Here is a 7,832-nt window from a genome sequence, read left to right on the forward strand (position 1 = left end):
GACCGGGGAGACCGGGCGCGTCAGAGGGCCCGCATCACCGAGACAACCTTGCCCATGATGGTTGCGTGGTCGCCAAGAATCGGTTCGTACTGGGTATTCTGCGGCAACAGCCAGGTGTGGCCGTCGCGCTGCCGGAAGGTCTTGACCGTTGCTTCGTCGTCGAGCAGCGCCGCCACGATGTCGCCGTTCTCGGCCGTGTGCTGCTGGCGGACCACGACCCAGTCGCCGTCACAGATGGCCGCATCGATCATGGAATCGCCCGAGACCCTGAGCATGAACAACTCGCCGTGTCCCACCAGTTGCCGCGGCAGGGGCATGACGTCCTCGACCGCCTGGTCCGCCAGGATCGGCCCGCCCGCTGCGATCCTTCCCACCAGCGGCACCATCGCCGTGTCGGATGACGTGGTCAGCTCGGATACGGCGACGCCGCTGGAGCTGCGCAGCTGTTGCGGTTCATCGACTCCGACGATTTCCACACCCCCGTGCTCGAGTGTCAGCGGGGTCAGGATTTCCATGGCACGGGGACGCTTGGGGTCGCGCCTGATGTAGCCCATCTTCTCCAGTTGGGCCAACTGGTGCGTGACGCTGGACAGGCTTGCCAGACCGACCGTGTCACCGATCTCGCGCATGGACGGAGGGTATCCGTGTGACATAACGGAGCGCTGGATGGTTTCCAGGATCTTCTTCTGCCTCGGCGTCAGGCTGCGCCCCACTTTGACGGGCCGGCCGCGTCGCTTCGCTCCGGCAGTGGTGGTGGTCTCTTCCGACATGTCCGGCCCCGGTCTCCCCGTAGTGGTCCCTGCGCCGGCGCCGTAGCGGAACCGCACATGGACTGTTGTCTCAACTGTTTTGTCGGTGGCGGCTGATGCACTGCTCTTACTGCCGCCCGACGCTTACAACGCTAGGCGAGGCGGTAGCGAATTTCAAACATTTGTTCGACTGAGTCTCGACAATGTTCGATCACCAGTGCTAAAACTGTAGAAGACGTATTCGAAGATACGTTCGAATACCGTTGCAAGACGATCGAAACCAGCCGAAATAGATCGAATATCGGAAAGGTGGCACCATGTCCGCCCAGCTCGCACCGCAGCCCGCTGGCCTTCGTACCAGCACAGGCCTGCGGCTGACCCGCCGCGGCCGTTTGTTGCTGATCGGCCTGCCGCTGATGCTCGCCGCGGCCGCAGCCCTGACCCTGATCGGTTTCTTCACTGCTCCGGCAATGGCCGCCGCCGGGGGGCTGGGGCCGGGGCCGGCGGCGACCGTCACGGTCGGCAGCGGCCAGTCACTGTGGGACATAGCAGTGCAGTCCGCGCCGGACCGCAACCCCCACGATGTCATTTTCGAGATCGCGCAATTGAACGGCCTGCAGGGGGACATCGTCCACGCCGGGCAGCAGCTGCTGGTCCCGTCCGCGCGCTGAGGCAGCCGTAATATGAGCTGCTTCGGCCCGCCCGATTCCTGCCCCGGGCGGGCCGAAGCTTAAACTGGACCGGTGAGTGAGCAGTTAGAACGCCTGAACCGCCTGCCGTTGCGGGAAAATCTCCGGGGCCTGGAGCCCTATGGTGCGCCCCAGCTGGAGGTTCCCGTCCTCCTGAACGTCAACGAAAACACCCATGGCCTGCCCGATGCTGTCCGTCAGGCCATCGTCTCGGCCGTCAGCGAGGCTGCCGCGGGTCTGAACCGGTATCCGGATCGCGAGTTCACGAAGCTGAGGACGGCGCTGGCCCGCTACTTGGGGCACGGCCTCACCGCAGAGAACATTTGGGCCGCCAACGGATCGAACGAGGTCCTGCAGCAAATCCTCCAGGCCTTCGGCGGCCCCGGCCGCACCCTGCTGAGCTTCCCGCCCACCTATTCCATGTACCCGCTGCTGGCCAGCGGGACGGACACGGATTATGTGGCCGTTCCGCGGGGGGCAGACTTCACGTTGTCCCCGGACGCTGCCGCCGCCGCTGTGGCCGGCTCCGCGGCAAACGTGGTCGTTCTTTGCTCCCCGAACAACCCGACGGGCACCGCCCTGGGCCTTGAGGTCGTGGAGGCGGCGTATGAAGCGGGGGAAGCCTCCAAGGCCATCGTGATCGTGGACGAGGCCTACGCCGAGTTCGCCCACGCCGGAACGCCGAGCGCGCTGACACTGTTGCCGGGGCGGGAGCGGCTCATCGTTTCCCGCACCATGAGCAAGGCCTTCGCGCTGGCAGGCGCCAGGGTCGGGTACCTCGCCGCCGCACCGCAGATTACCGATGCGCTGCGACTGGTCCGCCTGCCCTACCACCTCTCCGCCGTTACGCAGGCAACGGCCCTGGCCGCGTTGGACCATGCCGATGCGCTGCTGGCCAACGTCGAAGACATCAAGGCGCAACGGGACCGCATTGTCGACGGGCTGGCCGAGCTGGGACTCGACCCGGCGCCGTCCGACTCAAACTTCGTGTTTTTCGGCGGGCTGGAGGACCCCCGCTCGGTGTGGCAGGGACTGCTGGAAGCCGGCGTGCTGATCCGCGACGTCGGGATCCCGGGCCATCTGCGGGTAACCGCCGGCACTGAGGCCGAGACCACAGCCTTCCTCAACGGCATCAAGGCCCTCGTGGCGAGCCCCGTCTCCTAAACTAGTAAGAGCGAACCGGCTCGTGCCGGTCGACCAATTCGTCAAAGGACTCCCATGACCGTGGAAACCACCACCGGACGTACCGCACGCCTCGAACGCATCACCAGCGAGTCGTCCGTGCTGGTTGAACTGGACCTCGACGGCACCGGCCGTTCCGAGATCAGCACCACCGTGCCGTTCTACGACCACATGCTCACCGCCCTGGCGAAGCACTCGCTCGTCGACCTGACCGTGAAGGCCAGCGGGGACACGCACATCGACGCGCACCACACCGTCGAAGATGTCGCCATCACCATCGGCGACGCCCTGAAGGAAGCGCTGGGCAACAAAGCCGGGATCCGCCGTTTCGGCGAAGCCACGGTGCCCCTGGACGAGGCGCTGGCCCACGCCGTCGTGGACATCTCCGGCCGGCCCTACCTGGTGCACACGGGAGAACCGGCAGGCCAGGAGTACCACTTGATCGGCGGACATTTCACCGGATCGCTGACCCGCCACGTGTTCGAATCGATCACACTGCACGCCCAGATCTGCCTGCACATGCGCGTGCTGGGCGGCAGGGACCCCCACCACATCGTCGAGGCCCAGTTCAAGGCCTTCGCCCGGGCACTCCGCGCCGCCGTCGAAGCCGATCCACGTGTCGAGGGCATTCCCTCGACGAAGGGAGCCCTGTGACGGCTGCGCCCAAGGTCACCGTACTGGACTACGGTTCCGGGAACGTCCGCTCGGCAGTCCGCGCGCTGGAGCACGTGGGTGCCGACGTCACGCTGAGCCATGCCTCCGACGACGTCCTCGACGCAGACGGCCTGCTGGTTCCCGGCGTCGGCGCCTTCGCCACGGTCATGCAGGGGCTCAAGTCCGTGGACGCGCTTCGCTGGATCGGACGCCGGGTGGCCGGCGGCCGGCCCGTGCTGGGAATCTGCGTTGGCCTGCAGGTCATGTTCGAAGAAGGCGTGGAACATGGCGTCCGCACGCAGGGCGTCGGGGAATGGCCGGGAACCGTGGAAGCGCTGCCGGCGGAGGTCGTGCCCCACATGGGGTGGAACACCGTGGACGCCGCGGAGGGCAGCCGGCTGTTTGCCGGGATCGAAGAGGAGCGCTTCTACTTTGTGCACTCCTACGGTGTGCAGCACTGGAACTTCGACGTCACCCAACCCGCGATGACGCCGCCGCTGGTGACCTGGTCCACGCACGGCGCCCCGTTCATAGCGGCCGTTGAAAACGGTCCGCTGAGTGCTACCCAGTTCCATCCGGAAAAGTCCGGAGACGCCGGCGCGGAGCTGCTGCGCAACTGGTTGAAGACGCTGAGGTAGCCATGGGCAGCATCCTCCTGATGGGCCTGGCCGGGCTGCTGGCCGGCGGCGCCATTTCGTTCCGGCAGCAGCGGCTGCCCAAGTGGTTGGTGATCGTCTTCTGGATCCTGGCCGGCCTGTCGCTGCTGGCTGCCTACTTGCTCACCCTCGGACCGGCCGAGTAACCACACCCATCCCGCGCCCGCTGACGGCGCGCAGAAAGCGGAAGAACCATGACGAACCAAACCTCCATCCTTGAACTTTTGCCCGCGGTCGACGTTGCCGACGGCCAGGCCGTCCGGCTGGTCCAAGGCGAAGCCGGCAGCGAGACCGGCTACGGGGATCCGCTGGAGGCTGCGCTGGCGTGGCAGAACGACGGGGCGGAATGGGTGCACCTGGTGGACCTCGATGCGGCGTTCGGCCGGGGCAACAATACGGAAGTGCTGCGCCGCGTCGCCGACGAGCTGAAAATCAAGGTGGAGCTGTCCGGCGGCATCCGCGACGACGCGTCATTGGAGCGCGCGCTTGAATTCGGGGCCGCGCGTGTCAACCTGGGCACCGCCGCGCTGGAAAACCCGGAATGGACAGCACGCGCCATTGCCCGGCACGGTGACGCCATCGCCGTCGGCCTCGATGTCCGCGGCACCACGCTCGCGGCCCGCGGCTGGACGCAGGATGGCGGCGACCTCTGGGAGGTGCTGGCCCGCCTCGAAGACGCGGGCTGCTCGAGGTACGTGGTCACCGATGTAACCAAGGACGGGACGCTGCGCGGACCCAACGTGGATCTGCTCCGGCAGATGTGCGAGCGGACCGACAAGCCGGTGGTTGCCTCGGGCGGAATCTCCAGCCTGGATGACCTGCGGACGCTGCGCGACCTGGTTCCGGCCGGAGTCGAGGGAGCGATTGTGGGCAAGGCACTGTACGCGGGCAAGTTCACGCTGCCCGAAGCCCTCGATGTTGCGGGACGGCGCTGAGGGACCAGCATGGGCAAGAAGCAACTGCCCGCCCATATCGCCGCCGCGCTGGCGGGAGCCGGCGGGGCGGGGGACTCGGCCGGCCAAAGCTGGGCCGGACGGGACCTGAGCGGTGAAGGAAACCCGCTCCACCAGTTCGACCACGATGACGGCAGCGCGGATCCCGGCTACGAGGCGGCGCTGCAATGGCTTGCCGCCGGAACCGGCGGCGAAGCGGAAGTAGTGGCTGCCCTGGCGAACGCCCGCGTTTTCGTGCCCATCGTGGCGACGCTGGGAGAAGAGGCCGAGGGCAGCCACGGCCTGACAGCGGATAAACAGGCCGACATGGCCGTGGTGACGTTGCAGGCGCCGGATGGGCGCCGGGCGCTGCCGGTGTTCAGTAACACGGCCGCCCTGGAAGCCTGGCATCCCCAGGCCCGGCCGGTCGCCGTGGAGGCGCCGCGGGCGGCCCTGGCGGCCGTGTCCGAAGACGCCGAACTGATGGTTATGGATCCGGGCGCCGCCCTGACGTTCGTTGTCCGGCGGCCGGCAGTGTGGGCGTTGGCCAAACAGCACGAATGGGTGCCCTCCTACCGCGATCCGGCGCTCTTGGAGTGGGTGGCCGAGGCCACGGGCGGCGAGGAGGCGGTTATGGCCTCGTTCGTGGAGCCCGGGACCGGGATCGCGGTCCGGGCGGCAGATGGAGCCGTGGTGGCCGGCGGCGGCCACGGCCCGGAGCTGCGCCTGGTCCTGCAGGTGCGGGACGGGCTGGGGCGCGAGGAGTTGGGCGCCCTGGCGGGACGGATCCAACAGCGGCTCCAGTCCCGGCAAGAGTTTGCCGAACGGGTTGATTCGCTGGAGCTGAAGTTCACCCGCTGAACCCCGCCGGCGAACGCCGCAACCAGAAGCGCAAAGACAAAGGACGACGCCGGTGCGTGGCACCGGCGTCGTCCTTGTTCAGTTCTGGGAGCCCGGGCCGGTCAGTTGACCGGACCCGTGAACTTCTCGCCCGGGCCCTTGCCCGGATCGTCCTGGATGACCGATGCTTCGCGGAAGGCGAGCTGCAGGGACCGGAGGCCATCGCGCAACGGGCCGGCATGCTGGCTGCCGATTTCCGGCGCGGCAGCGGTGACGAACCCCGCCAGGGCGGTGATCAGCTTGCGGGCTTCGTCCAGGTCCTTGAGCTCTTCGGCGTCGTCTCCGGCGGCCAGGCCGCACTTAACCGCGGCGGCGCTCATCAGATGGACTGCCGCGGTGGTGATGACTTCCACGGCCGGTACTTCGGCGATGTCGCGCATCTGGCCCAGGACTTCCTGTTCCTGGCTGGAGGCAGGACCGGCGTCGGGCGCGAAGCTGTGGCGGTGGCCGTCGGTCTGCGGATTGTTATCTGAGCTGCTCATACTGGTAAGCTTGTCACAGACCAATTGGATCCCGTTACTTATGTGCCTCACAGCACGTGCGGAGCAGGATCCGATCTGCAAGCGGAGTCCTCTCCCACCCGTCGGTATGGCTAGCCAGAGCTGCCGGGTCCAGGTCGGCAGGCTGTAGCCGGAAACCCTCGCGTGAGGTGCCCGGGCCAGCCGGTGGAACCCTAGCTTGTTTCCGCCTGCCGCCACTTCGAGGCCTTCGATTGCGTTTGCAATGGGGGGCCTTCTTTCATTGCAAGCGGCAGCCGATATTAGTGACAGGAGCCACACATTAGCGAGCCAAGAATCAATGATCGTATCCGCGTTCCCGAGGTGCGGTTAGTCGGACCGAACGGCGAACAGGTTGGGATCGTCCGTATTGAGGATGCCCTGCGCCTGGCCACGGAATCGGATCTTGACCTGGTTGAGGTCGCACCGCAGGCAAAGCCTCCGGTGTGCAAGCTTATGGATTTTGGCAAGTACAAGTACGAGGCTGCGGTCAAGGCCCGTGAGGCGCGCAAGAACCAGACGAACACTGTGCTCAAGGAGATCCGGTTCCGCCTGAAGATCGACAAGCACGACTACGAGACCAAGCGCGGCCACGCGCTGCGGTTCCTCGCAGCCGGCGACAAGGTCAAGGCCATGATCCAGTTCCGCGGCCGCGAACAGCAGCGCCCCGAAATGGGCATCCGCCTTCTGCAGAAGTTCGCCGAGGACGTCGCCGAGGTCGGCGTGATCGAATCGACTCCCCGCATTGACGGCCGCAACATGGTCATGGTGATCGGCCCGACCAAGAACAAGGCCGAAGCCAAGGCGGAAGCCCGCAGGGCCGCGCAGAAGGCCGACGCGAAGGCAACGAACGAGGCCAAGAAGCAGAAGGTGGACACCTCCGCCGACCAGGACCCGCTGACGCAGAGCCTGGGCGACCTTATGCCGGAAGGCCTTGCCGCAATGGCAAACCAGCCGGAGGAAACCGCCGAAGCACCTGCGCCGGCCGATGCCGCGCCTGCGGTTGAGGTTGAGGTTGTGCCCGAGGCCGAGCCCGTGGAGCAGCCGGAAGCCGAGGCTGCGGTTGCGGCCGAGCCCGAGGTTGAGGTCGAGGCCACGCCTGCGGTCGAGCCGGAAGCCGAGGCCAAGCCTGCCGCCCAGGCCAAGCCGGCGGCCCAAGCGAAGCCAGCCGCCCAGGTGAAGCCTGCCGCGCAGGCCAAGCCGGCGGCCGAGGCCAAGCCATCGGTTCCGGCGAAGCCCGCGGCGCCCGCCACGGAGGCCAAGCCCGCGGCACCCAAGCCCGCCGCCCGGCCCAAGCCGGCAGCGCGGCCTGCAGCACCCAAACCTGCTGGCCGGTCCGGTTCCAAGAACTAAGACCGTACAGAGAGCATCCGGCAACCGCCGGGCACGGTTCAGTGCCCGGTGCCGGTAGACAAGTAAACCGCCGGTGCCCGTTTTGCGGCACCGCACGAGCCGACGGTCGGCAGCGACCCGAGGAGACGTAAGGAGAACGGCAGCCATGCCGAAGCAGAAGACCCACAGCGGCGCCAAGAAGCGCTTCAAGCTCACCGGCAGCGGCAAGCTCAAGCGCCAG

Annotated in this window: 11 protein-coding genes; 9 read left to right on the plus strand and 2 right to left on the minus strand. The window is 67.1% G+C overall.

Annotated features, from left to right (window positions below; translation table 11 throughout):
* Positions 1 to 20: 20 nt before the first annotated feature.
* Positions 21 to 770 (minus strand): transcriptional repressor LexA, encoded by a 750-nt coding sequence (gene lexA, locus AC5RW2_RS28525; protein ID WP_493977762.1) that lies wholly within the window; start codon positions 768 to 770, stop codon positions 21 to 23.
* A gap of 296 nt (positions 771 to 1,066) precedes the next feature.
* Between lexA and AC5RW2_RS28530 the strand changes: the two genes are divergently transcribed.
* The 7 genes from AC5RW2_RS28530 to AC5RW2_RS28560 all read left to right on the plus strand — a co-directional run bounded on the left by AC5RW2_RS28530 (position 1,067) and on the right by AC5RW2_RS28560 (position 5,723).
* Positions 1,067 to 1,420 carry a LysM peptidoglycan-binding domain-containing protein gene (locus tag AC5RW2_RS28530; protein WP_494014162.1) on the plus strand — a complete coding sequence of 118 codons (354 nt, stop codon included), beginning with the start codon at positions 1,067 to 1,069 and terminating at the stop codon, positions 1,418 to 1,420.
* 72 nt (positions 1,421 to 1,492) lie between these two features.
* Positions 1,493 to 2,602 (plus strand): histidinol-phosphate transaminase, encoded by a 1,110-nt coding sequence (locus tag AC5RW2_RS28535; RefSeq protein WP_494014161.1) that lies wholly within the window; start codon positions 1,493 to 1,495, stop codon positions 2,600 to 2,602.
* A gap of 54 nt (positions 2,603 to 2,656) precedes the next feature.
* Positions 2,657 to 3,274: an imidazoleglycerol-phosphate dehydratase HisB gene (gene hisB / locus AC5RW2_RS28540; RefSeq protein ID WP_494002389.1), complete on the plus strand. Its 618-nt coding sequence runs from the start codon at positions 2,657 to 2,659 to the stop codon at positions 3,272 to 3,274.
* Positions 3,271 to 3,912, plus strand: a complete 642-nt coding sequence (gene hisH / locus AC5RW2_RS28545) for an imidazole glycerol phosphate synthase subunit HisH (RefSeq protein ID WP_494023829.1) — start codon at positions 3,271 to 3,273, stop codon at positions 3,910 to 3,912. The genes hisB and hisH overlap by 4 nt, the downstream gene beginning before the upstream one ends.
* Positions 3,913 to 3,914: 2 nt before the next feature.
* Positions 3,915 to 4,076: a hypothetical protein gene (locus tag AC5RW2_RS28550; RefSeq protein WP_494002387.1), complete on the plus strand. Its 162-nt coding sequence runs from the start codon at positions 3,915 to 3,917 to the stop codon at positions 4,074 to 4,076.
* A gap of 48 nt (positions 4,077 to 4,124) precedes the next feature.
* Positions 4,125 to 4,865, plus strand: a complete 741-nt coding sequence (gene priA / locus AC5RW2_RS28555) for a bifunctional 1-(5-phosphoribosyl)-5-((5-phosphoribosylamino)methylideneamino)imidazole-4-carboxamide isomerase/phosphoribosylanthranilate isomerase PriA (RefSeq protein ID WP_494002386.1) — start codon at positions 4,125 to 4,127, stop codon at positions 4,863 to 4,865.
* 9 nt (positions 4,866 to 4,874) lie between these two features.
* A complete protein-coding gene (locus tag AC5RW2_RS28560) occupies positions 4,875 to 5,723 on the plus strand; it encodes an SseB family protein (protein WP_494002385.1) in 849 nt (282 codons plus the stop codon).
* A gap of 101 nt (positions 5,724 to 5,824) precedes the next feature.
* On the opposite strand, the gene AC5RW2_RS28565 is transcribed toward AC5RW2_RS28560, so the two are convergent.
* Positions 5,825 to 6,244 (minus strand): DUF1844 domain-containing protein, encoded by a 420-nt coding sequence (locus AC5RW2_RS28565; protein ID WP_494002384.1) that lies wholly within the window; start codon positions 6,242 to 6,244, stop codon positions 5,825 to 5,827.
* 339 nt (positions 6,245 to 6,583) lie between these two features.
* On the opposite strand from AC5RW2_RS28565, the gene infC reads away from it, so the two are divergent.
* Complete coding sequence (gene infC, locus AC5RW2_RS28570) at positions 6,584 to 7,612, plus strand: translation initiation factor IF-3 (RefSeq protein ID WP_494026345.1); 1,029 nt, start codon at positions 6,584 to 6,586, stop codon at positions 7,610 to 7,612.
* A 145-nt stretch (positions 7,613 to 7,757) separates the two neighbouring features.
* Positions 7,758 to 7,832: 50S ribosomal protein L35 (locus tag AC5RW2_RS28575; RefSeq protein ID WP_494074803.1), on the plus strand; the 75-nt coding region annotated here is incomplete at its 3' end.

It is taken from the genome of Arthrobacter sp. B0316-1-20, assembly GCF_059091865.1.